The organism is Cohnella herbarum, from assembly GCF_012849095.1.
GTDB lineage: Bacteria > Bacillota > Bacilli > Paenibacillales > Paenibacillaceae > Cohnella > Cohnella herbarum.
The window spans coordinates 7321899-7347442 of record NZ_CP051680.1 but is presented as its reverse complement, the minus strand read 5'-3'; the positions used below and the strand labels follow the sequence as shown (position 1 = coordinate 7347442).

14 protein-coding genes and 1 pseudogene are annotated in these 25544 nt (G+C 50.9%); 3 read left to right on the top strand and 12 right to left on the bottom strand.

Annotated features, from left to right (window positions below):
* Positions 1-58: 58 nt before the first annotated feature.
* The gene (locus tag HH215_RS37240) at positions 59-3508 is read right to left on the bottom strand and encodes an NIDO-like domain-containing protein (protein ID WP_510549643.1); all 3450 of its coding nucleotides are present in this window, start codon (positions 3506-3508) and stop codon (positions 59-61) included.
* Between the two features lie 379 nt (positions 3509-3887).
* On the opposite strand from HH215_RS37240, the gene HH215_RS30830 reads away from it, so the two are divergent.
* Positions 3888-4928 carry an LLM class flavin-dependent oxidoreductase gene (locus HH215_RS30830; protein ID WP_169284662.1) on the top strand — a complete coding sequence of 347 codons (1041 nt, stop codon included), beginning with the start codon at positions 3888-3890 and terminating at the stop codon, positions 4926-4928.
* A gap of 205 nt (positions 4929-5133) precedes the next feature.
* Here the strand turns inward: HH215_RS30830 and HH215_RS30825 are convergent, their stop codons facing one another.
* From HH215_RS30825 to HH215_RS30810, 4 genes are read right to left on the bottom strand one after another with little or no spacing between them, the layout of a single operon-like run.
* Positions 5134-5874 (bottom strand): hypothetical protein, encoded by a 741-nt coding sequence (locus HH215_RS30825; RefSeq protein ID WP_169283385.1) that lies wholly within the window; start codon positions 5872-5874, stop codon positions 5134-5136.
* A gap of 7 nt (positions 5875-5881) precedes the next feature.
* Complete coding sequence (locus HH215_RS30820) at positions 5882-7477, bottom strand: ABC transporter substrate-binding protein (protein ID WP_169283384.1); 1596 nt, start codon at positions 7475-7477, stop codon at positions 5882-5884.
* A 54-nt stretch (positions 7478-7531) separates the two neighbouring features.
* A complete protein-coding gene (locus HH215_RS30815; protein ID WP_169283383.1) occupies positions 7532-8434 on the bottom strand; it encodes a carbohydrate ABC transporter permease in 903 nt (300 codons plus the stop codon).
* Positions 8435-8464: 30 nt separating this feature from the next.
* Positions 8465-9382 carry an ABC transporter permease gene (locus HH215_RS30810; protein ID WP_169283382.1) on the bottom strand — a complete coding sequence of 306 codons (918 nt, stop codon included), beginning with the start codon at positions 9380-9382 and terminating at the stop codon, positions 8465-8467.
* Positions 9383-9554: 172 nt separating this feature from the next.
* Here HH215_RS30810 and HH215_RS30805 point away from each other — a divergent pair, with 172 nt between their 5' ends.
* Positions 9555-11132 (top strand): response regulator, encoded by a 1578-nt coding sequence (locus tag HH215_RS30805; protein WP_254450277.1) that lies wholly within the window; start codon positions 9555-9557, stop codon positions 11130-11132.
* Positions 11129-12913: a cache domain-containing sensor histidine kinase gene (locus HH215_RS30800; protein WP_169283381.1), complete on the top strand. Its 1785-nt coding sequence runs from the start codon at positions 11129-11131 to the stop codon at positions 12911-12913. The genes HH215_RS30805 and HH215_RS30800 overlap by 4 nt, the downstream gene beginning before the upstream one ends.
* A gap of 1246 nt (positions 12914-14159) precedes the next feature.
* Here the strand turns inward: HH215_RS30800 and HH215_RS30795 are convergent.
* From HH215_RS30795 to thrS, 7 genes and pseudogenes are all read right to left on the bottom strand, one after another.
* The gene (locus HH215_RS30795) at positions 14160-16370 is read right to left on the bottom strand and encodes a YyaL domain-containing protein (protein ID WP_169283380.1); all 2211 of its coding nucleotides are present in this window, start codon (positions 16368-16370) and stop codon (positions 14160-14162) included.
* 5 nt (positions 16371-16375) lie between these two features.
* Positions 16376-17215, bottom strand: a complete 840-nt coding sequence (locus HH215_RS30790; RefSeq protein ID WP_169283379.1) for a carbohydrate ABC transporter permease — start codon at positions 17213-17215, stop codon at positions 16376-16378.
* Positions 17216-17270: 55 nt separating this feature from the next.
* Positions 17271-18164 (bottom strand): carbohydrate ABC transporter permease, encoded by an 894-nt coding sequence (locus HH215_RS30785; RefSeq protein ID WP_254450276.1) that lies wholly within the window; start codon positions 18162-18164, stop codon positions 17271-17273.
* A gap of 104 nt (positions 18165-18268) precedes the next feature.
* Entirely contained in the window at positions 18269-19639 is a 1371-nt protein-coding gene (locus HH215_RS30780; RefSeq protein WP_169283377.1) for an ABC transporter substrate-binding protein, read from the bottom strand.
* A 99-nt stretch (positions 19640-19738) separates the two neighbouring features.
* Entirely contained in the window at positions 19739-21361 is a 1623-nt protein-coding gene (locus tag HH215_RS30775) for a response regulator transcription factor (protein WP_169283376.1), read from the bottom strand.
* 3 nt (positions 21362-21364) lie between these two features.
* Complete coding sequence (locus HH215_RS30770; RefSeq protein WP_169283375.1) at positions 21365-23155, bottom strand: sensor histidine kinase; 1791 nt, start codon at positions 23153-23155, stop codon at positions 21365-21367.
* Between the two features lie 267 nt (positions 23156-23422).
* Positions 23423-25335, bottom strand: a pseudogene (gene thrS / locus HH215_RS30765) (threonine--tRNA ligase).
* Positions 25336-25544: the final 209 nt, after the last annotated feature.

Below are 25544 nucleotides of genomic sequence, written 5' to 3'. Positions count from 1 at the left end.
CCTCCGGTTGCCTATATAGGCTCCATCGGAACAACCTCTTTTTTCGCTTACCCTACTCTTAATTGCTCACTTGCGCCAACATTTTCAGCAGAACGGTTACGGCTTCCGCTCTCGTCGTCGTAGCGTTAGCATCGAACTTGTTGCCGCTCTTGCCTTGCATAACGCCAGCCTTGGTCAACGCGTCAATTGCGCCTTTCGCCCACGTAGCGATCAGCTTGTCGTCCGCGAAGCCGGTTGCCGCGTTCTTCTCGGCGACAAGCTTCAGCGCGTTCGCGACGATAGCTGCCATCTCCGCACGAGTCAGCGGCGCGTTCGGACGGAAGGTGCCGTCCGAGAAGCCTTTGATGATGCTCGCCCGCACGGCTTGCGCGATCGCTTCTTGCGCCCATGCGCCGATCTTCGCATTGTCCGAGAAGCTTAGCTCAGAACCCTTGCCCGTAGGCTTCAGCGCGTTGTTCAGCATGACCGCGAATTCCGCGCGGGTTACCGTCGCGTTCGGCTTGAACGTTCCGTCCGTATAGCCTTTAACGATACCTTGTTTCACGGCTTGCTTAATATTTGCTTCCGCCCAATGACCGGAAATGTCGCTAAGCTTCACTTCAGCGTTCGTATCGGTTGGCTCCGTCGTTGCGGTCTCGCCTACAGGCTTGCCCGTTTTCTCGTCCACGACTAGCACCGCGAACTTCGTGAAGTGATCGACGTCCGCGCTAATGCGATCGCCCTTGATCTTGCCGCCTTCGACTTTCACCCACGTTTTCTTCGTTTCATCGTAATAGAAGATTGCTACCGTCTGGCCGCTCTTCACTTTAGATGCATCGAACTTCAAAGTCAGCGTAATCGCTTTGCCGAAGTTTTCAGGGAAATTCTTCAACGCTTCGTATACCGCGCTGGCGAGAACCTCTTTGTTGCCAAGTAGCCCTTGCGTGCTTAATATTTTCTCGATCGTAATTTCCAATTGCTTGCTGGAAGCGTTGGCCGGAATGGTAATTTCAATATCGCCGTCCAGGGTCACTTCTCCCGCCCTGCCGACCGGTATCGTGATCTTTCCGTTTTTCGAGGTTACGGGGCCAAGGACTCCACCACCGCCTCCGTTTGAAGAAGTAGGGGCAGCCGCTCTATTTACCGTAACCGTATAGGTCGTACCGCTGCCATCTACAGCCAGAACGATGATTTGGATTTTATTAATGCCTACACTTAGCGGAACTACCTCGCTCATTTGTCCGCTTGCCAAGTTAATCGGACCATATATAAGCGTATCCGCGCTATTATACACGTTCGCGACCACGCTGCCGTAGACCGCTTCTTGTACCGTAGCCGTTAGTGCCGTACTAGATACAGAGTAAGGGACTTGAGCGGTATAGGAATAGACGCTTCCGCTTACGGTTTGGTCCAATGTAATACCGCTTAATGCAATCGCATTCAAGCTGGCATGAGAGCCAAGTGTTGTAAAAGTAACATTTTGTCCGTAGAAAACAATACCATCTTTAAGTACATAAGCTCGAGCATGATAGGTCGTATTGGATTGAAGTCCAACTATATCAACAGAAAAGGCTCCTGTTCCCTCTGCGACGACTTTAGCATCATTAAAAGTCGGATTTGTATTCAAGGAATACACGATCCCCTGCTCTGTGACTGAGCTGCTTCCACTAGTAATAACGTTGCCTCCAGCAGTTGCTGTCATAGAAGTAATCGAACTTACTTGATTAGTAACGACAGTTGTCGTTGGATTAGAGAATGGTACTTTGAACCGAAAAGTGTTTGACACTGTATACCCAGTATCATTAAGTGCGAGGACTTTCCAATAATATACTCTGCCTTCTTCAAGTTCGCTCGTGTCCAAATCCAATATGGAGTCAGATGTAAACCTCGCATTTGTTGCCACCAACAATTCGTAGGAATCCGCTCCGCTAGTAATACTCCACTCAAAATGTACTTCACTAGAAGAGCTGGATCCATCCGCTGGACTTAGAAGCGTGGGTTGAGCTGGAAAATTAGCAGGAATCATTAATAGTGGATCATACTCGGCATTTGTTGTCATTGTATAGCTGGTCTCTCCGATTGGTATAAAGCGGATCGCTTGTTTCTCAGTCAATTTTCCTGTATACGAAACATCCCGATAATCATCATCGTCATTATCACTACTGAGTCCAATCCATTGTGCCTCATAGCCGGTATCATTGGCTAAGAGATAAGGATATTGAAATTGGATGGATTTATCCGATTCAAGGAACATAACTTGAAAAGTTCCAAAAGAGTTGATCTCATCATAGATTGACATATTCGTATATTGGATCACGAGCTTGCGATTAGGCGCATCTCCTAGAGTAGCATATAGAACTTTGCTTCCGGGATTAAAAGATAGATCTTGAGCAAAAGGAGCAATTTGCCCATAATAATCACCACTGTTAAACGTCAATTGTCCATTCCTTCGGACTGTGACCTCACTAGAGCGGGCGTTAAATACTTGAAGTTCGAACGGAAGCACGATTTCCGCTGAATCATTACCGTTAAACCCGATTTCTTTAACTTCTATTCCGTCTATTCCGTCTTGAACTAGAACTTCAACAGGCTGATTTATTGGCAATGCTGGATCAGTGTCGATTGGTAATGCGAAGCGATAGGTGTTTGAGAAGGAATAATAACCCTCAGCGTTTATCGCGATGACCTTCCAATAATAGCTAGATCCTGCTTCCAACTCACTCACTTCGAAATAGTTTTGCCCGATGGCTCTTTGATCCATAACGACCTTTAGGAATTCGGCATCCTCGGCAATCAATAAACGATAGGAGACCGCGTCAGTAATATGTTCCCATTGAAAAGTAAGAGTTCCATAAGAACCATCTGCCGGACTTATTGGTGTCGGAGTGTCAGGCAAGGAATTGAGGCTCAACAAAAGGGGTGCATATTCAGCATCAGCCTCAACAGTAAATACACTACCACTATCTGGGGTAAACAATATGGCTTGTTTCTCTTTCAAACTCTTAGTCTCATCGGAGTATTCTACTTCGCTCTGATCATTTTTGATCCCTATTAAAGCACCAGAACCGAAGGCCCAATCTCCGTATTCGCTTCCAACTAGAGTTGGATACTGGAATTGAACGTTATTCCCATCTTTACTTAAAATGACTTGGAAGGTTCCGAACAAATCGTTGTCGGAGTTACCATCGATAGATAACATATTGGTATATTGGATGATGAATTTTTGTTCCGAACCCTCTCCGATTGTTGTGTACAACACTTTACTATATGGGCTAAGTGTCAAATCGTCATAAAACGGAGCAATGTATTCCGTTGGCCTAGTTCCATTCGGATTGTACGATGTAGATGCGCTCGTAAACGTTAGATGACCGTTGGTCGAAACGTACAGTTGATTGAATGAGGCACCATTCGTATTAAGCTTAAAATCGAACCCAATCGGAATAAGAGCGGAAGCGCAATCATCGTAGCAATCAATGAAAACGACTTCCTGTACCCCGTCAGTAATAACTTCCTCGGTAGGTTGTCCCATCGGACTCAAAGGAGTGCTAGCAGCCTTCACAAACGTCGGGTTCAAAGTTGAAGCCCAACTCGCAATCAACGCAAAAGATAAGAACAAGATAAAAATTTTTCTCAAACGCTTAGTCATTCCCATTAAGACGTCTCCCTTATTGTTCGTTATTTCTTCCATAATTCTACAAAATGTCGGACATTTCATAACTATAGTCGAAAATATCTATTTGTTTTAGTGAGCGTTGTCATCACTTTGTCATATGACAAAATGGAAATTTATTCATAATTTATCAACTTAAATCGCAATACCACTAACCAAAGTTGAGAAACAATAAAAAGTATAGTAAAATACACCTTAACGAAGGAGGCGGTTCATAATGGCCGATCTGGCACAAAACATGGAAATAGGTATCAGTACGTTTTTGGAGGCGACGCCGAATCCGGTAACGGGGAAGGTCATCAGTCACGCCGAGCGGCTGCGCGACGCGGTAGAGGAGATCGTGCTGGCCGATCAAGTCGGCCTGGACGTCTATGGAATCGGGGAGCATCATCGGGCGGATTATGCGGGCACCGCGCCAGCCGTTGTTCTAGCCGCGGCGGCCGGAATGACCAAGCGGATAAGGCTTACGAGTGCCGTAACCGTGCTGTCCTCCGACGACCCGGTTCGCGTCTATCAAGCCTTCTCTACTTTGGACGGAATCTCTAACGGGCGTGCGGAAATTATGGCAGGACGGGGCTCGTTCATCGAATCGTTCCCTTTATTCGGATATAGCCTGGATGATTATGATGAACTGTTCGAGGAAAATCTGGAGTTGTTGTTGAAGATCAGAGCTTCTGAGAAGGTCACGTGGCGCGGCGGTCATCGTCCCGCTATCAACAACCTAGGCGTCTATCCGAGATCCGTCCAATCCCCGCTTCCGGTATGGATCGCAAGCGGAGGAAATCCGGAGTCGGCTGTTCGCGCCGGGACGTTAGGCCTTCCTATCGCATTCGCCATCATTGGCGGAATGCCCGAAAGGTTTGCTCCGCTAGTGAATCTGTACAAAGAAGCTGCCGCGAGGGCCGGGCATAACCCGGATACGTTACAGATCGCGACGCATTCCCACGGATTCGTCGGGGAAACGACTGACCAAGCTGCAGATCTATTCTTCCCTTCGACACAAGCGCAGATGAACGTTATCGGGCGCGAGCGCGGTTGGCCCTCTTACGATCGTTCGGCGTTCGATGCCGCGCGAAGTCTTCGAGGTGCTCTCTATGTCGGAGACCCGGAGTTCGTCGCGGAGAAGATCATTTTGCTGCGCAAAAATCTGGGCGTTACCCGCTTCTTCCTTCACGTGAACGTCGGTACGATGCCTCACCGCGAGGTCATGCGTGCTATCGAGCTGCTGGGTACGAAGGTTGCTCCGATCGTGCGCAAGGAGCTTGCTCCAACATTGTAATGAGAACGTAACATTACCTTCATCTTCTCTTCATGTTCAAAGGGTAAGATACATACATGACCCCCCTTTGAAATATAAAACTTGAGGCTTGCGGCCCGTTGCCGCAAGCCTCCTTTTTTATGGCTTATGTAAGAGGAACCTCGGAATCCAGAAGAGCATATTAAATAAATGGATATATCCATTAAATTCTTTGAAATTCCCCCTATTAATCAAAAATAAATGGATAAGTACATGTATTTCGTTTCTCTCTCCCTCCGGATTGAACAAACTCATAGATTAACTGTATTTTTCTATTTATTTGGTTAAATACCTTGATTTGAAAAGAAATTAACGGGATAAATCCTGTTAATTTTAGAAACACATCGAAGGAATCTAAGTTGTAGCGGCTGCGCCGCTTTAAATCGAGCAGAGAGCCACCTTGGGAGGAAATAGAGCGGCTGCGCCGCTTTAAATCGAGCAGAGAGCTACCTTGGGAGGAAATAGAGCGGCTGCGCCGCCTTAAATCGAGCAGAGAGCCACCTTGGGAGGAAATAGAGCGGCTGCGCCGCTTTAAATCGAGCAGAGAGCTACCTGGGGAGGAAATAGAGCGGCTACGCCGCTTTAAATCGAACAGAGAGCTACTTTGGGAGGAAATAGAGCGGCTACGCCGCTTTAAATCGAGCAGAGAGCCGCCTGGGGAGGAAATAGAGCGGCTATGCCGCTTTAAATCGAGCAGAGAGCTACCTTGGGAGGAAATAGAGCGGCTGCGCCGCTTTAAATCGAGCAGAGAGCCGCCTGGGGAGGAAATAGAGCGGCTACGCCGCTTTAAATCGAGAAGAAAGCTACTTTGGGAGGAAATAGAGCGGCTGCGCCGCTTTAGCTCGCCCCAAAAAGCACCCGGTACAAAGCGGAAAATTCGCCCTGAACCGAGTGCCGTAGGCACCTTAATAGCTAACGTGTAGAACAAATCCGCATCATTTGGCAGCCGCCATAAAGGCGTCGACTTGCGCCTGCAGTTCCTGCATATATTTCTCGCTTCCGGCTTGCTTCAGCTTCTCCTGGAACACCGTAATCCCATGCTTCGGATCATTAGGTTCAACCAATCCGTAAGCCAATGGTTTACCGTAAGTGTCCATGACGTTGTTCATGGCCGCGCCTTCGTTCTTCACCTTCGAATCGTCGAACACGAACGTTTCCAACGGATGATTGATCGTCGTTTTCTTGAATTCCTCGATCACTTGGTTGTATTCTTCGGCCGTATCCACGTTCTGCCGTTCAAACGAACTATTCCATCCCCAAGGGCATACGCCCGCCGGAGGAAATTTCGTCGAATCCGGTAACGACCGATACTGATCGTCGCCGACCGCTTCGTAATGCTTTCCTTTGATTCCGTAGTTGGTAAGATCATGAATCTCCTGGTCATAACGTAACAAGTCGATCGCCATTAAAGCGCGCTCCGGGTTTTTGCTGACGGCGTTAATCGACATTCCGTTTCCGATAAAGGGAACCGAAAACCGCTTTTTGTCCGCGCTTATGTCGATGATTTCGATTTTCCAATCCGGATGAGCCGTCTTAATGACCGCTTTCGCGCCGAGCAGCGTTCCCACGTTCCATTCGACCGAAGCAAGCTTGCCATCCTTGAAAGCTTGCAATCTATCCATCTTGCTCACGATAACGTCTTTGGCCCAAGCGCCCGTATTCGCCGCTTTATGCATTTTATCGATATAAGTCGCGTACTCCGGCGTATCGACGTAATTGAATACATTGCCTTCCGGATCCGTCATCTTGAATACGAAAGGAAGAGGAACTTGTAAAAAGTAAAATTCCGCGGGTTGGATAAAATCGAAGTTATTGCCTTCGCCGGCGCCCATACTAGGTACCATACCTTTTTCTTTATCCGCGATAACCGCTAAAAATCGATGATAATCGTCGAGCGTCTTGATCTCCGGGATTCCATACTTTTCTCTTAAGTCGCCGCGCACGGCTAATATTTTATGACCGTATTCGAAATTGTTTTGCGGTACCATGAAGATTTTCCCGTTGACTTTGGCCTGCTCCCACGCCACTTTCGGCTCTTGTTCCCAAGTGTTCGGCGCATACGTCTTCAGCAGGTCTTCGGTTAATTCCTTAAATCCGTTTTTCGTACCGATCTGGCTGTAGAAATTCCAAGAGGCGGTGTACACCAAATCGAAATCTTCGTTAGCCGCGAATAACAACGGATATTTCTGCGACACGTCGCCCCAGTCGATGAACGTAACGTTCAGCTTCGCGTTGATCTTCTGCTTCATGATTTTATTGACTTCGCCGTAAACCTCGTCGAAATCGGCGGGTTTGCTGCCGAGCAGAACCATCTTCAATACGACTTCTTTGCTGGTATCGATGGCGGGACGCGGCGATGCGGACTGCGATTCCGATGCCGGCTGCGATTCGGAAGCAGGTTGCGATTGCGAAGCTGAAGCGCTTTCGGGTTGTTGCGTAGACGCCGACTTTCCCGAACACCCCGATACGACTAAAGCGAGTATTACGAATACCGTAAGCCCCCACGTCCATCTTTTCGAAGCCACTCTCATTTCTTTTCCTCCCTTTACTCTCTCATTATATGCGATAAACCGGAAGCTCCGGGATTATCCTTTCACCGTGCCGATCGTCAGCCCTTGAACGAAAAAACGTTGAACAAGCGGGTATAAAATAACAATCGGGCCGGTAGCGATGATAGCCAGCGCCATTTTCAAGTTCTCCCCAGGCAAGTCCATCACCTGAACGCCTGTAATCTCCATGATTCGTCTTACGCCCTCGATATTTCCTAACGTTCGATAAAGAAGATATTGCAGCGTATAGAGATTTTCGTTCGATACGAATAGCAGCGAATTAAACCAATCGTTCCAGTAGTTTAGAGCCGAGAACAGCCCGATGGTCGCAAGCCCAGGCTTAGCCAACGGCAGGATTAAGCGGATGAATATCGTAAAATCGCCCGCGCCGTCGATCTTGGCGGATTCGGTAATGGCGTCGGGAATGCTGCGCATGAACGTTCGAAGAATCAGAATGTAGAAGACGCTCAGCATCGGCGGCAGGAGCAACGCCCAATAGGTATCTTTAATCTGCAAATAATTGACCATCAGAATGTACCAAGGCACGAGACCTCCTCCGAATAAGGTCGTGAAGTAGAAGTAAAACGACAGCCCGTACCTCCAGGCAAAATCTTGCCTCTGAAGCACGTAAGCAGCCAAGGCGGAAACAAACAGTCCGACAAGCGACCCGACAATTGTCAACGATAGGGTAAGGAAATACGCGTTGAAGAGCACCTTCGGCGATTGGAACGCAAATTCATATGCGCTGACTGAAAACTCCCTTGGCCATAAACCGAACCCGTCATTAAGAATGGATTGCTCGCTAGTTAACGAACCGCTAACGACCAGTATTAAGGGAAGCACGCAGAACAGGACAAGCAATCCGATGAAAATGTAACCGATAATGTCGAGCAGTTTTTTGTCAAGCCGTACGATTTTGTTGGATTTGATCGCATTCATAAGCGCACCGGCACCTTCCGTTCCGTTCCCTCAAAATAAGGCGTAATCTTTTTCGACTCGTCGAACCAAATAGTTAGCGGAAATGATCGTGATAAAGCAGAGTGTGGATTGGTAGAATCCGATAGCGGCCGACATGCCGATCTCGTTATCGACGACGAGAGAGCGGTAAGCATACGTATCGATGACGTCGGTGGAATGGTAGAGCAGCCCGTTGCCTCCGATAAGCTGATAGAACAATCCGAAATCTCCGCGGAATATACCTCCGACCGATAATAAAACCAAAATAATAATCGTAGGACGAATAGCCGGAAGCGTGATGTGGTAGATTCGTTGGAACAAATTCGCCCCGTCGATATCGGCCGCATCGTAGGATTCCCGATCCACGCTCATAATCGCGGCCAAGTAAAAGATAGCCCCGTATCCGACGGCCTTCCATGCCGATACGATAACGAGAATGTATTTCCAATATTCCGGACTGACGTAGAATTCCAACGGCTCTAGATTCAGCCACGTCAAGAACGTATTGATCGCGCCGTGCTCGAAGTTGAACAGGTTATACGCGATCGCGCCTACGACGACCCAAGAGAGAAAATAGGGCAATAACATGAAAGTCTGGGCTACCTTGCGAAAAAATTTGCTACCTATCTCCGCCAGCAAGATCGCCGCGGCGATCTCCAGGACGTTGTTCACGATGATAAACGCCGCGTTGTACGAGAACGTATTGATCGTGACCCGAAGCGCGTCCCCCGCCAGGAAGAAAAAACGAAAATTGTCCAATCCGACCCATGGCGAGTGAACGATTCCCAAATCGTAACGAAACTCCTTAAAGGCAAGGACGACTCCCATCATCGGAAGATAACTAAAGATGAAAAAATAAAGAACCGCCGGCGAAATCATTAAAATCAATGTCTTGTTATTAATCAGTCTAGAGACGAAACCTCGTTTCATATCCACCCTCCCATCTGTCTTCTGCAGTTGTCTCTCCTCCAAATTAACAGGTTCCATAGAGGGCGATAACCCGTCAAAATATCGGTTTCCCGGAGGTTTTATCGATTTCGTCAATTGAGCATGGAAATCGAACAAGTAAGCGGTTAAGCTTTATTCAGGGAGGGATGCCATCATGAAACTTCTGCTCGTGGAAGACGAAAGACTGACTAGAGAAGGCATTCGGAACGATATCGCATGGGAACGATTAGGCATCATGGAAGTCATGGAAGCAACAGATGGCGTCCATGCTTTGTCGATCACGGAGCAATTCTGTCCCGATATCGTTCTAACCGATATTCGCATGCCGCGAATGGATGGCGTGGGACTCGCGACCGAACTTCGACGGAACAACCCCAGATGCAAAATCATCTTTATGAGCGGCTACGCGGACAAGGAATACTTAAAAGCCGCCATCTCCTTAAAAGCGGTTAGCTACGTCGAAAAGCCGATCGATATCGATGAGCTGCGAGAGGCTTTGGAAAGTGCGGCGATACTTTGCGCAGAAGAAAGACGGCATCTCGAAAGAGAAGCCGCCGCGAAAGAGACGATGGAAGCAAGCAGGGAACTGGTTAAACAGGAGATCGCTTTGCGATTGATCGGCGACGCTTACGAGGGCACCCTGCTGAACAGTAGACTGGAGATCGCCGAATTTCCGCTTTCCCTTGCGGCTCCTTGCGTTACCGTACTTCTTAAGATCGTGGCTCCGCAACCGAGCCCAAATCATATAATCGCCATCGTAGAGACTTGTATCTCAACATCAGGACTTCGTTATCTTTTCGCCGCCAAAAACGAACTTCACTCCGTTCTTCATCTATTCGGATCGGAGCGCGCGCCGTTGGATCCCTTCGTCCTACGTAACGTTTGTCATTGTCTGTCTTCGGAACTGAATGGCCATTATGACCGGTATTCGATTACGGCTGGCGATATCGTCGACGGCTACGTTTTATTGATACAATCCTACACTTCGGCTGTCGTGCGCATGCAAGAAGCTTTCTACCGTCCTCCTTGCTCCATCGCGACGAGCGACTACCCTGTTGCTCCGCCTTCCGAATCCGACAATGACGCCAAGCGCCAAGTCGTCAAGGAAATGCATGAGGCGTTGCGCAATGAACGGTTTGCCGAATTGGAGGCGCTTATCCGCCGTTTAACCGACTTCCTAAGGCAACGGCCCGATGAACTCGTCTCCGCCACTAAAGAAATCTTTTACCGATTCATGCTGGAGATGGACGGATTCGCGAATCAGCGTGGCATCGCTCTCTTTCCGTTGTCCGCGGAAACCGACCAGCCATGGGAATTGCTGCTGCAATGCCATTACCTGGAGGATGCCGAAGACGCTGTTCTGCTTAAAATGCGGCAGTTAATGGAAGCGGTTACGAGCGAAGGAAAGGGAGGTATGGCTTCCCGGATCATGAAATACATTCATGAGCATTATGCGGACGAGAGTTTGTCGGTCGGGGAAATCAGCGAGCGAATGGAGATGACGAGTTCTCATCTCATTGCCGTATTTAAGGAAAGCACGGGGACGACGATCAAACAATACTTAATGGAATACAGAGTGGAGAAAGCGAAACAATTGCTGACGGGCGATCGACTGAAAATATTCGACGTCGCTTCGCAAGTCGGGTACAAGGACGGAGAATACTTCGCCAAAATATTCCGCAAGTTTACCGGATTGACGCCTTCCGCATATAGGGAGCGATTCCGTCTATGATCCAATCCGTCGCTCGTTTTTTTAACAAATGGCTGTATAACATCAAACTCCGGGACAAGATCCTTTTTACATACTTGGTACTGATTATTTTCCCGTTAGGCATCTATCAATTCGCGGCTTCGGACAAAATCTCGACGATCATCATCAATCAAATGAAATATTCGGCGGAACAGGGATTCGATCAGACTTTTTCCTATCTCAGCTACCGAATTCAACGCATTGCCAAGACGACGGACATTCTCGTTGCCAATCCTACCGTTATCGAGGTTATGAAACCGCACAACACGGACGATATCAACCGACAACTCGAAGACTACGCCCAACTCAAGAAGCTATTGCAGTCCATGCAGGATAGTCTCGATATTTCCAAAATGATCCTATACGTCCCGGAATCCTTTATTTTCGCGAACGAGTTGGAGAACTTCCTCCCCCTTGGCCTAACCGTCGGAAGCCCTTGTTATGACCGCTTGTTCAAGGAACAGGATTCTTATGCTTGGTGCACCCCGAATACTTTGGAGAGGGAGCCCCTGCCCAATAACGACTTTATTTCCGTCGTTAGAAGCATTCTGAATCCCAACGATTATCGCAACCCGATAGGTCAGCTTAGGGTGGACGTTCGGAAAGATGTTCTGCAAGGGATATTAACGAAAGCCAACGTCGTGAAGAACAGCGTTTCCTATCTATCCGGACCGGATAACGAAGTCATCGTATCGTCCGGCTCTATTGAATTTCCGTTGATCGATCAGATGCCCGAAAGGCAAATCATCCCGGCGACGCAAACGAAAATACAGAACAACGTCTATTACTTGTATAGTGCCGTTCCCTCTTCCCAATGGAGCATGGTTACGGCGATCCCGCTTGACGAGGTCATGAAGCAAAGCAATCAATTGCGCAATCAACTGCTGCTGTTACTGATCGGAATCGCCGTTGCCGCCTATATCGTCGCTTACGTTCTTGCCATATCGGTCACTCGGCGAATTACGAAGCTGACGACCCAGATTCGGGAAGTACAGAGCGGGGACCTCCTTGTTCTGACGCCGATTCAAGGAAAGGACGAGATCGGGGAATTGATTCGGACTTACAACTATATGATCAAAAAAATAACGGCCATGAACGAGCAGCAGTATCAGTTGGGAAAAGATATTAAAGGCGCGGAGCTGAAAGCGCTGCAGTCGCAAATCAATCCCCATTTTCTATACAACACGTTGGACTTGATTAATTGGATGGCGAGCAGGCGGATGAACGAGGAAATCCGGAACGTCGTCAAGACGTTGGCCCGCTTCTATAAGGTCAGCTTGAGCAGGGGACAGGATATCATTACGATCGCGGAAGAGTTAAAACACGTTTCGTTTTATGTCCAAATCCAGAACATCCGTTACGACAACAAAATCGCTTTCGTAATTGACGTCGCCGACGATATTCAAGCTTACGCCATTCCGAAGATCACGTTGCAGCCTATCGTCGAGAATGCCATCCATCACGGGATATTGGGGCGAGAGAGCAGAGAAGGAACCATTGCCATCACGGCCGACCGAACCGCGGACGGCATAACGATCGTCGTTGAAGATAATGGAATCGGAATGAACGAGGATAGTCTTAGAAAAGCGATTTCCGGCATACGGGGTAATCCGGCCGAAGATAATCTCTCCTATGGAACGAAAAACGTGGACATGCGGATTCGGCATTATTTCGGAGACGGCTACGGCTTAACCTTGCATAGCGTTCTTGGAGCCGGCACACGAGTCGAAATCCATATTCCCGCAACGGAGGAGCAACAGTAGGGATGGGATTAAAGCGAGCTTAACGATAAGAAAACACTTCGTAATGATAACGTAACATTACCTTCATCTTCCTTTCATGTTCAAAGGTTAAGATACATACATGACCCCCTTTGAAATATAAAACTTGAGGCTTGCGGCCCGTTGCCGCAAGCCTCCTTTTTTTGTGTTGCACCGCTTGGTGTGGAGATAGAGGGACTTAGTGCGGCCGAGTTCGGCAGGTGTTGCCTCGCCTAGCTCCTCGCCGGGCGGGCTGCACGTGGCCTAGTTAGGCGGGTTTTCCGCCTAGCTCACTATCGGGCGGGCTGCATGTGGCCTAGTTAGGCGGGTTTTCCGCCTATCTTACAGCCGTGCGGGCTACCCGCGACTTAGTTAGGCTGATTTTCCGCCTATCTCTCCGCCGGGCGGGCTATCCGCTGCCGACTTAGGCGGCTTTTCCGCCTATCTCCCCGCCGGGCGGGCTATCCGCGACCGACTTAGGCGGCTTTTCCGCCTATCTCACCTCCGGGTGGGCTACGCGAGACCAGTTAGGCGGATTTTCCGCCTATCTCACCTCCGGGTGGGCTACGCGAGACCAAGTTAGGCGGTTTTTCCGCCTATCTCAACACCGAGCGGGCTACAGGCGACCGAGTTAGGCGGCTTTTCCGCCTATCTCACCACCGTGCGGGCTATCCGCGACCGACTTAGGCGGATTTTCCGCCTATCTCACCTCCGGGTGGGCTACGCGAGACCAAGTTAGGCGGTTTTTCCGCCTATCTCAACACCGAGCGGGCTACATGCTACCGAGTTAGGCGGTTTTTCCGCCTATCTTACCACCGTGCGGGCTACAGGCGACCCAGTTAGGCGGTTTTTCCGCCTATCTTCTCGCCATAGTCGGAATTTCCGATTATGAGAGGGTGGTTGGGTTGGTTTGCCTCGCCATAGTCGGAATTTCCGACTATGAGAGGGTGATTGGGTTGGTTTGCCTCACCATAGTCGGAATTTCCGACTATGAGAGGGTGATTGGGTTGGTTAGCCTCACCATAGTCGGAATTTTCGACTATGAGAGGTTGGTTGCGTTGGTTTGCCTCGCCATAGTCGGAATTTCCGACTATGAGAGGGTGGTTGGGTTGGTTAGCCTCGCCATAGTCGGAATTTCCGACTATGAGAGGGTAATTGGGTTGGTTAGCCTCACCATAGTCGGAATTTTCGACTATGAGAGGTTGGTTGGGTTGGTCCAATCCGTCACCGAGCTAGGTGGTTTTTCCGCCTATCTCCTCGCCCTCCCCTTCAACTTAAACTCGGCCAAGGACGCCGCGGCAGCGCCGCAGCCCCAGTCGAAAATCGTGAACTCGCCGAGACCGTCGACCGGAGTGCCGTCGTGATGATTGAAATTTTCCATATGGAATCCGTAGTCCGTCTCGTCGAAATGCGGATGCACGCGTTCGTAGATTTCCTTCACGCCCTCGTTCTCCGGACAGTACATCATGTAGAACGACGCCTTCATCGCCCAGATCGCCCGGGCGCGATAGCTTTCATTGCCCGTCAGGCTGTAATAGTCCCAGTAGGTAAGCGCGAACAGACTTTGCCGTGCATCGTTCCATTCGTCGTCGCTGTTCATGACGCCGAACCCGCCGATCGTCGGAACGGGGAAGAACGACGGCTGCCAGATTTGCTGATACAGCGAAGCCTCGGCTAGCACTTGTTCTCCGAGATCAAGCCATTCCCTATCCTCGGTAACCGCATATAAATCTTTATACGCTTCCGCCGTCCAATAGATGCCGAAGTTGCATTGGTTGTATAATCCGCTGCGAGCGTCCTTCTCTCCAAACTGTTTGCCGTCCCATTGCCGGGAACAGGACCAATACGTCTCGAAATCCTCCCAGCGTCCTTCCGGCACGATCCGTTCCGCCACGAAACTAGCCGCTCTAATCGCAGCCGTCACATATCTCGCGTCCGGCACTATCCGGTGCAGCAGACATAGCAGCATGACATGCATCGCCGATTCGGGGCTCTGCGTCAGGAACGGGGAAATCCCCGATCCGTCCAGCCGAATCCAAGCCGGGAACGCCCCGTCTTCCCGCTGAAGCGTTAGCAGCCTCTCCGCGTATCGCTTGACAAATGGGACGATTCTCTCGTCCTGCTTGACGTCCCGATACCATTTCAACAACCACCAGCAAGTCCACGAGGAATCCAGCAGATGAACGTGGGCTTCATGTCCCGCCGGACGGCGAGGTCCGGACATGAACCACTTGCCCGTCTCCCATGCATTCCCCTCTCCCGCTTGGTAATAACCCGGAAACAAGCCGTCGGTCTGAGGTGCCGCCAAAGCGAAATTAAGCGCCAGCTCCGCTTTCTCTATCCAATCCGTCCGTCCTTGCTCGCGTCCCCACCAGCCGTACCCGTATGCGGTTCTTAATCCGCAGAACCACGCTTGGTTCCATAGGCTTTTCGGCTCGCGCCATTCTTCCTCGCGTCCGAATCCCGGCTTCTGCCAAGCGCATACGATGAAGACGACTCCGCCGACTTCCGTACCGTCTTCCAGCTTGAATTGCTGCCACGTCACGTCTTTCCATCGATTCAATGCCCATTCATAAGCGTGATTGGCATACGGCTCTAGCCCAGCGAGAATGTCCGCAACTCCTTCATTTCCTGCATCTCCAGCATCTCCAGCATCTCTTGCATCTCTCGCATTTCCCGTTTCTCCCCCATTACCCGCACTACCCGCATCCGGTACCGGCATTCTTCGCGCCGCGAATCGTTCCCACAGAAACTTTTCCACGAGCCGATAATCCTTGCTCCTCTGACCGCTCTCCTTCTCCCACTCGACCAAATAAAACCGGAAGCTCAGTTGCCCGCTAAACACGATCGCGGACGGTTTGAGTTCATGATACACGTGCCCAGTCTCGGCGTAATCGCATAACCCATACATCAATTTACGATCATAAACGGTGTAATCCATCATGTGAGGAAGTGCGCGATCCCTTTGAATCGAATCCAGATCCGGAATCAATGCCGTCATCTTCGTCTCACCTTCGAATACGATTGCCGGGGAACGGAACATTTTATCTCCGACGACCATCCCCTCCAGAGGGGCCAGATGAGGTTTCCACACGCATTCCAGCTCGGAATCGTTGGTAAACATAACCTGCAACCCGGACAACTTCGCCGTCCCCGTCGAACCGGGACTTACGGACACCTCGACGGAAGCAACCTTCCGCGAATCCCTACCGGCCTCATCCTCGCTCTTCTCCCAATCGAGTTTGACTTCGATATGAACTTCGCCTACGTTAGCCGTCCATACCGCTCCGTTCGAGCCGTATAAGGCTCCGTTTAACCCGATTTCATTCCATTGTCCGTTCTCATTCCGTTGCCCGATTTCATTCCATTGTCCGTTCTCATTCCGTTGCCCGATTTCATTCCATTGTCCATACTCATGCCAGAGCAGGCCCAGTTTTTCGTTTAACCATGTAGGAAGCATTGCATTCACCCTTTCACCCCGGACATCGTAATACCTTGAACGTAATAACGCTGCAGGAACAGAAACACGATCAAGATCGGCACGGAGCTGATCGACGTCGCGGCAAGGATTTTACCCCATGAAATATTCCGCAACGACTGATAGGACGAGATCGCTACCTGAATGACCTGTTTCTTCTCTTCATTAATGACGACCAACGGCCAGAGGAAGGAATCCCATTGGTTCAGGAACGTCATGATCCCTAGCGTAATGATGGCCGGAACCGCCGTAGGAAGCACGATCTTGCCGAAGATGCGCAGCCATCCGGCGCCATCCATTCTTGCCGCGTCCAGAATGTCCCGCGGGACATCCGAGAAAAACTGCACGAGCATGAAAATTCCGAACACCCATACGACCTGCGGAACGATCAACGCCATATAGGAGTTAATCCAATCGAAGTCGCGCATGAGCAAATATTGGGGAATCATGATGACCTCGTACGGAATGACCAGAGACGACATAAACACGGTAAGCAACAACTTCTTGAACGGAAATCTCATCTTCGCGAAAGCGAACGCGGCCATGGCGTTAACGATCAACCCGAGAGCCGTAACGATCGTCGCGACGAACAACGTATTCAACATAAATCTGCCGAAAGGCTTGCTCGGGTCAAGGAAAATATCCCTATAGTTTTGTAAAGTCCAATCCACCGGCAAGAACAATTCGGGGCTTAGCGTCGTATATTTGAAAATTTCCTCGTGGGTTCGGAACGAGCTCATAACCATCCAATAGATCGGGAATAACGCGACTCCCGCCATTACGATCATGACCGCCAAACGCACAATGACGATTACAGTCCGATTCATAAGTGCTCCTCCTTGCTTCTAGGCACTTCCGTGCATTATTTTCATTTCAACTCGATTAATACTCGACATCGGTACGGAAAACCCTCAACTGCACGATGGAGATGATCAGCACGAGGAAGAAGAACAGAAACGCGGCAGCCGCGGCATACCCCATATTCATCTGCTTAAACGCCGTTTCGTATATGAAATGAACGACGGTACTCGTAGAACCCGCCGGTCCCCCGCTTGTCGTAATGTAAATCGGAATAAATATTTTCAGCGCATCCATCGTCGTAATGATGACTACGAACGCCATCGTGCGTTTGAGAAGCGGCAGCGTGATCAGAAAGAACCTTTGCATCGGATTCGCCCCATCGACGTGGGCCGCCTCGTATAACGATTCGGGGATATTATTCAGTCCCGCCAGGAAAATAACCATCACGAATCCCATCGCCCGCCAGATGCATAACGCGATTATGCCCAGCATCGAGATATCCGGATTGGAGAGGAAGTCGAGCACCGGCAAGCCGATCCCCTTGAGCACGACGTTAAGCATTCCGTAGTCTTTGTTGTAGATCAGCCTGAACACCGTCGAAGCGATCGCGAAGGACACGACGACCGGAATAAAATAAACGGTTCGGAAAAACCCGACACCCCGAAACTTCTTCTGCACGAGCAAAGCCAGCCCCAGCGAGACAGCCGTCTGCACGGGCAGAACGACGAGGGTGAAATAGAACGAATGCCAGAGGCTTGCGCCGAAATCCTCATCGGAGAACAGCTTGACGTAATTGTCGAAGCCCGCGAAGGAAGAACGGGCCGAGATCAAGTTAAAGTTCTCGAAGCTGATCAACAGCGCGCGGAACATCGGATAGAAAATGAACACGGCCAACAAGATGAACGCGGGGACGATAAACAAGTAAGCGGCCCTGGACTCTTGCTTGTCATAGGCGGCGAATCGTAACTTTTTCAACTGAATTCCCTCCTTTAACCCTTTCGAATACCGGTTTATGAAATCGCAAAGGGGAGTAAGGATAATTGGCATTCCCTACTCCCCCTGCCATTGCCTTGCTTCTTTTATTTCTTCTGTAACGCCAAACCGTCTTCGATTTTCTTGACGGCTTTGGCTAACGATTCATCCACGTCGGCGTTGCCCAGGCCGACGTCCTCGAACAATAGGCGAATCGCTTCGCTGATGGCGGGATATGCCGGCGTCACCGGACGGGGATGACCGTATTTGGAAAGCTGTTCGGCGTAAATGTTCATTGGATATTCCTTCAGTTCCGCGAAAGAATCGAAGGTCGATTGGCGCGCCGGAAGGTTTTTCGTTTCCGCGTACCATACTTTGGATCCCTCGACGCCCGTTACCCAATTCACGAACGCCCAAGCTTCGTCCGGGTGCTCGGACTTGGACGTGATCGCCATTCCCCAGCTTCCCGTCGTCCCGATCATGTTCTTGTCCTTCCAGAGCGGAGCCACGTCGTAATCTACGCCCAGCTTGAAGTTCGGGAAGCTTTGCGCCTGATAGGAGAAGGCGAACGGACCGTCTACGTGAATCGCCACTTTGCCGTTCCAGAACGCATCCTGCGGCAGTTCCTTCGGAGATACTTTCTCCGTATTGAAGAGCGACTTCCAGAACGTCATCGCTTTTTTCGCTTCGGGGGAATCCAGATACCCTTTGGCCGTCGTGCCGTCAGGACTTAAGATCTCGGCACCGGCTTGCCACAAGAACGCCATCTCGGAATAAGGAGCTCCTTCATGACCCGCGAAGCCCCATGGAGTCGGGTTCCAGCCATAGATTCCTTTGGCGGGATCGTTCAATTTTTTGGCCGCGTCCAGCACTTGATCCCATGTCCAAGCTTCGTCCACGTTCTTGGAAGGAAGCGGGATTCCTTTCTCCTCGAACATCTTCTTGTTATAGAACATTACGATCGTGCCTTCGTTATTCGGAGCCGCATACATCTTGCCGTTGAAGGTCAAGCCTTCGATAACCGGTTTAAGCAGATCTTCTTTGTTGCCGTCCTTGGCGAAATAATCGTCGAGCGGAATGATCGCTCCCGAATTCGCGTAAGAGGCTAAGGTCGGAGCATCCAGCGCCATGATGTCGGGAGGATTGCCGCCCGCCAAAGCGGTACGGATCTTCGTTTCGTACTGGTCGTTCGGAATCATCTGGAAATCGACTTTGATGTTAGGGTGCTTCTCTTCGAAAGAAGCGATCAACTTCTTGAACGCTTCGGCTTCCGGGGCGTAGTCATGTCTCCAGAAAGTCAGCGTAACGGGTTCGGCCTCCGATTCGGAAGATGCTGCGACGGATTCCGACGGCTCGCTCGATGCGCCCGAAGAGCTAGCTTTCGGACTTGACCCCGAATCGGAATTCGAATTGTTGGAACAAGCGGCCAAACTAACGGCCAATGCCGTGATGAGCAGAAGCGACAAACTCTTTTTCATAAGACCCTCACCCTTCGGTTAATGTGTTTGCTTCTATAGGCTAGCACCCGGGGGAACGCCTTTGAATTCGCTCGCTTTGGATGTTGGCATATAAAATTCTCAGGAGGGAGCTACGGGATGATTGCGGTAATCGTTCGGGCTCACGCCGTAATGCTTCTTGAATACGCTGCTTAAATAGCTCGCGTTCGCGAACCCGACGAGCTCCGCGATATCGGACAGCCGCATCTGCGGATCCCGAAGCAATTCCGCGGCCTTGCCGATCCGAACCTGCGTCAGATAATCGCTGAACGTAGTCCCGGTCTGCTTCTTGAACAATTCCGATAAGTAAGTCGCGTTCAGATGGAACCGGTCCGCAAGCAGCGTCAAACTCAACTCGTTCATATAAGACTGCTCGATATAACGCCGAATCGCTTCGACCGCGGATACGCCTCCCGATACTCTCGTGCTCCTGATCCCCTCGATAACCTGCGAGGCGATTCCCGTTAAGTAGGGAAGCGCGGACGCTCCGTTCCGATGCTGATGCCATGCCGTATCCGGGAACATCCATTCCTGAGTTTCGGGGATAACCAGTCGATGGCGGCGCGCGGCTTGATCCAAGAGCAGAATGACGCGGAGCACGAAGGACGCGACGCCTTGAAGCGGATATCGGCCCGCCAGAACGACAGCCTCGACCGTGCCCGAGAACGATTCGAGATCGGCGTTCTCCAGGGCAAGCGAGAGCCTTTTCTCCACATCGGGGAATATTTCCGCGAACGTTTCCGGGGACGGCTCGGACGATACGATCTGGGAGACGACCCCGGATTGGCTCTGGCTCCACGCGAGCATCGCCGACAGGAAACCTTGACGGATGGAAGAAGCTCCTAGGAAAGGTTCGCCTATCCCGACTACGGCTTCGACTCGGAGATAACGATGGATATGCGATTGAATTTGTTTACCGAGCGCTTCCTTCCTCAGCTCTCCTTCCCCGAGATCGGGGGCGGACACGAGAAAATGCATCATCTGAGGATAACCGCGATAGTAGAAAGCAAACACCGAATCCTTCCATTCGAATTGCTGCGCCGTCTCTCTGCACAACAATTGAAAAGCGAGCCGGAACAAGCCGCCCCCTTCGGGATGTTGTTCGAATCTCCCTTCCGGTACGCGATATTCCACGTTAATGAACTGCATATTCAAGTCGTCTTCCATCCACGGATCCATCGCTAGCCTACCCGCTTCTCTCTTAAGCTCCGGTACTCGCTCCTCTTCGTCGTTGCCGATCCATTCCATCAAGAGCTGTTCCCTTAGAATCGTCCGACTCTCGGATAATTGATGTTGAACCGTATCGTGCCGGGATTCCGCTTCTCTCTCCGAATCCAGTTCCTCCCTTAGCTTAGCGAGAATACTCGTCAATTCGCTTCGAACGACCGGCTTCAATAAATAATCCCGCGCTCCGCATTGCAATGCGGCTTTCACGAAATGAAAATCGTCGTAACCGGATAGAACGATGACCTTCACGCGAGGATAATTTTCCGCGCATTGCTTCAAGAGCTCCAAGCCGCTCATGATCGGCATTCGAATATCCGTCAGGACAAGATCGTAACGATGTTGCTCCAGCAGCGCCAACGCTTCCCTGCCGTCTTGCGCTTCTCCGCTTACTTCGAAGCGATGCCCGGCCCAATCGATCTTCAGCTTGAGACCGCTGCGAATTTCTATCTCGTCATCCACCAATAACACGCGATACATCGGTTAGACCTCCTTCAGGGGCAATCGAAAAATGATATGGGTGCCCGCGTTCGGCGCGGAATCTATGCGGAAACTAAAGCTAGGTCCGTAATGCAGACAGCATCTGGCGAGAACGTTCCTTAAGCCGATCCTTCGGCCATGCGCGCTTAGAACGTCCGTTATTTGATCCCGGGACATCTCTTCCCGCAGCTCTTCTATTAACTCCGTCGACATCCCCGTGCCGTTGTCGGACACTCGGATTTCGAGAGTATCGTTCACCCGACGGGTCGATAGCTCCACATGGGCGCCCGACGGATTCTCTTGGCTGAATTTAATCGCGTTCTCGACGAGCGGCTGCAAAATAAACTTCACAATCGGCACGTCTCCCAATTCGGGACTATCCTGTATATCGATGCTGAACCGGTCTCCGAAACGAATCTTCATGATGGACACGTAATAACGGATATATTGCATCTCTTCCCTTAATTTCACGAGATCGCTATCCACGCGCAAGGAATACCTCAGCATCTGACCGAGCCATTCGGTGACGTCGATCACTTCTTCGCTTCGTTGCTGCACGGATAAGCTGCCGATCGCCTCGAGCGTGTTATATAGAAAATGGGGATTAATCTGCATAAGCAGCGCCTTATATTCCGCGTCCTTGCGTCTCATGTTGGCTTGGAACTCGGTTTCGATCAGAAATCGCAGCCTCGTGACCATATTGCGGAATACTTTAACGACGTAACCGACCTCGTTCCGGGGGAGCGGCATCCGCGCGAGCGACTCGTCTTCTTCGCGGCTGAAATCCCCTCGTTCCACGAGTCGCATCGAACTCGCCAGCCGCGTAAGGGGTCTCGCGATTCCGGACGAGAACCAGAACGCAGCCGCTATCGTGAGTAACAACAGCAGCGCCCCAACGACCATCATCGTCTGCTGAACCCGCTTCATTTTCTCGAACAGCTCGTATTCCTTGACTTCTCCTACGAGCATCCAGTTCGCGCTCTTGATTTTCCGATACAGAACCCGATGATTTTCTCCTTCGTGCGCGATCGTTAGCTTCCCTCCGGAGTGTTTGTCCGTTCTGATTTGCGGCATCTCGGCGCGGAAACCCGCCATTCCGTTCTCGATCTGTTGCTGCAGCACCGGGTTTCCGTCCATATCCACCAAGTAAACGCGGCCCGTTTCGCCGAATTTGATCTTGTCCAAGGAGGTTTGGATTTGCGACGTTCTCACGTTCAGCTTCAATACGCCGATCTTGCGAAAGGAGCTTAATTGCACGAGATTGTAGATGAGGCTGTTCATGCTTTCCTTCTTCAGATAGTTTGGCTGGTATAGGTCGATATGCGCGGGAACCCAGCGGACTTCCTCTCGTTCGAAGGTTTTGTACCAATCGCTATTTAGAAAAGAAGGATCGTTAAACACTTGATCGCGGATGCCGACGGCGGTCCCGTTCTCGTTAAACAAAGTAATGGAGGATATCGAAGAGTGGTTTAGCGCGATAGAGGACAAAAACTTGCGAATCTCGTTGTCCGCCGCGATCCTTTTTTCCTGGGGAAGACTCTTGTCCAGTTGCATGCCGATCCACTGCTGGGTCACTTCGTTGCTTAGCACCTGATTCGCGACGTCTTCGACAGAGGTCGTTAGCGTGTTAACGAACGCGGCGTACTGATCCATCGTCTGCGAGGTGGATTCTTCGATGGACGTCCCGATCACCGAGTTGGACACTTGCGTAAAGACGGCGACCATCGTAATAAAAGGAACGATAAAAACGACGATAAAAGTGGCGGACAATCGGGTTCTAAGCGAGTAGATCATAAGGAGCCCCTTCCCAAGATTCGATGTCGAACCCGCTTCTTGCTTCACTTCGTGATCAAAAAATGACTTTTTGAACAACCTCTATAAGGAAGAAAAGCCTCTTGCGGACGAAGTCCGAAGGAGGCGAATCTCTGGAATCGGCGCGAACGCTTTCGAAGGCAGGCGCACCTCCACTTTATCAGCAAACGAGGAAGGAGGGAATTCATTTTTTTCGGGGCGGAACATGCGATATTTTCTGGTCGGCGAATCGCGCTGTCCCGCCTTTATTTATTGCTTCGCGCGGATTTCCTCCACGATACGGTCGGCGATCTCCCGAACGCTTATTTGACCGAGATCTCCTTCCCCCGCTTACGGACGGATGCCGTATTCGCGTTTTTCTCGTTCTCGCCGATCACGAGCATATAAGGAATCTTCTCCAGTTGCGCCACGCGAATCTTATAGCCGAGCTTCTCGTTGCGAATATCGACTTCCGCCCGGATTCCCGCCTCGGCCAGAATTCGCTTCGCTTCCAGCGCATAGGACAAATAGTTGTCCGAGACGGGGAGCAGCTTCGCCTGAACCGGCGCCAGCCAGAGCGGGAAGGCGCCGCTGTAATGTTCGGTCAAAATTCCCATGAAACGATCGATCGAACCGAATATCGCGCGATGAATGACGACCGGACGGTGCTTCTGGTTGTCCTCGCCGATATAGACAAGATCGAATTTTTCCGGCATCTGGAAATCCAACTGAACCGTTCCGCACTGCCAACTGCGCTTAAGCGCGTCGAGAATATGGAAATCGATCTTCGGACCGTAGAACGCCCCGTCGCCCGGATTGATCCGATACTCGATTCCCATCGTATCCAACACGTTCTGCAATGCCTTCTCCGCCCGGTCCCATAACTCCTCGGAGCCCATGAAATCATCCGGTCGCGTAGACAATTCGATCCGGTATTCGAAACCGAACACCTGGTACATGCGATCGATCAGGGCGATGGCGCGTCCGACTTCCTCTTCGATCTGATCCGGTCTGGCGAAAATATGCGCGTCGTCCTGGCAGAACGTCCGAACCCGCATCATGCCGCTCAACGCTCCGGAGTATTCGTGACGGTGCACCTGGCCGAACTCCGACAAGCGGATAGGCAGCTCCCGATAGGAGCGTAAGCTGTTTTTATATATAATCATGTGACCCGGACAGTTCATCGGCTTTAGCGCGAACGTCGTGTCGTCCACTTTCGTAAAATACATATTTTCTTTGTAATGATCCCAATGCCCGGACTGTTCCCAGATCCGGTTGTTCATCATGAGCGGCGTGCGAACCTCGTCATAGCCGTGGTAACCTTGCATCTCGCGCGAGAAGTTCTCCAACTCCGTGCGAATGGTCATCCCCTTCGGAAGATAGAACGGCATGCCGGGCGCTTCTTCGGAGAACATGAACAGCTCCAATTCCTTGCCGAGCTTGCGATGATCGCGTTTCTTCGCTTCCTCGAGGAGGTGCAGATGCTCTTCCAATTGGGCCTGCTTAGGAAAAGCCGTACCGTAAATCCGTTGCAGCATCTTGTTGTCCGAGTCCCCGCGCCAATAGGCACCGGCTACGCTAAGCAGCTTAAATGCCTTGATCCGGCCCGTGGAAGGAAGATGCGGTCCCCGGCACAGATCGAAAAACTCCCCTTGATCGTAGATCGTGATGGCCGCTTCTTCCGGCAAATCCCGAATCAACTCTAACTTATACGGATCTTCGAGCTCTCCGAAAATCGCCAGAGCTTCCGCCCGGCTTACGACGCGACGAACGATCGGCAAATCTTCTTTCGCGATTTTCCCCATCTCGTTCTCGATGGCCGCCAGATCGTCGATCGACAGAGGTTTCTCGATATCGATGTCATAATAGAATCCATCCTCGATGACCGGACCTATCCCGAGCTTAACCGCTTGATTGCCGTAAATCCGCTTGATCGCCTGAGCCATTAAGTGAGCGGCGCTATGCCGGTATACCTCTAGTCCGTCTTTGCCGTCCAACGTAATGATCTCGACTTGGCCATCCTCTTCGATCGGTCTGTTCAAGTCCGCGGCGATCCCGTTAATTCTACCCGCGACCGCGTTTTTCCGCAGTCCCGGACTTATAGCCTCCGCCACTTGCGCGATCGTCGTCCCTTGACGAAACTCCCTTACTTTGCCGTCCGCTAACTTCACCTGGATATCCACGATGCAAATCCTCCCTTGATTTTTCTGAACGCAAAAAAACGCCTCTCCCCACAAAGGGACGAGTGCGTTCAGCTCGTGGTTCCACCCTCATTCGATTTGCCGTCCGGCCCACATGCGCCGTCTCGACAAATCCTTATTCGGTATCCGGTAACGGGGATAAAACGGCGACGATTACCGCCGGGAGAGATCGCATTCCCGGGTTCAACGTC